Origin of the sequence: Liquorilactobacillus sicerae (assembly GCF_029916425.1) — a bacterium.
GTDB lineage: Bacteria > Bacillota > Bacilli > Lactobacillales > Lactobacillaceae > Liquorilactobacillus > Liquorilactobacillus sicerae.
Window position 1 is genome coordinate 1 of sequence record NZ_JAHAVQ010000279.1, and the last position, 426, is coordinate 426.

The following is a 426-nucleotide window of genomic DNA, read 5'->3' on the forward strand; positions in this document are numbered from 1 at the left end:
ATTTTGCTGAGCATAAAATGTTTGAAAAGAAGGCCGGTGATGTTAGCGAGTTATTCAGTACTTATGGTGCTTTTTCCAATGCTTATACAAGTCAATCGCAGACCGTTTATTATTTTCAAGGGACTGACAATATTGATCAATCAATCAAACTTTTGTTGCAATTTGTTCAGAAACCTTACTATACCCAAGCTTCGGTTGCCAAAGAACAAGGAATTATTGGCCAGGAAATATCAATGTATCAAGATATGCCTGACTGGGTCTCATCTTTTGGCTTAATGAAAAATCTTTATCGGAAACAGCCTCTCGGAAAGGATATCGCTGGTAATATTCAAACGATTGGACAAATAGATGCTGATTTACTCTACAAATTTCATCGTTATTTTTATCAGCCAAACAACCTGCAATTGAAAATTACCGGTAATATCG

General features: G+C 35.9%; 1 protein-coding gene. It reads left to right on the forward strand.

Annotation, left to right across the window (positions count from 1 at the left end):
* Positions 1-17 precede the first annotated feature (17 nt).
* On the forward strand, positions 18-426 hold a 409-nt coding region (locus tag KH893_RS12435), incomplete at its 3' end, for a M16 family metallopeptidase (protein ID WP_281166354.1).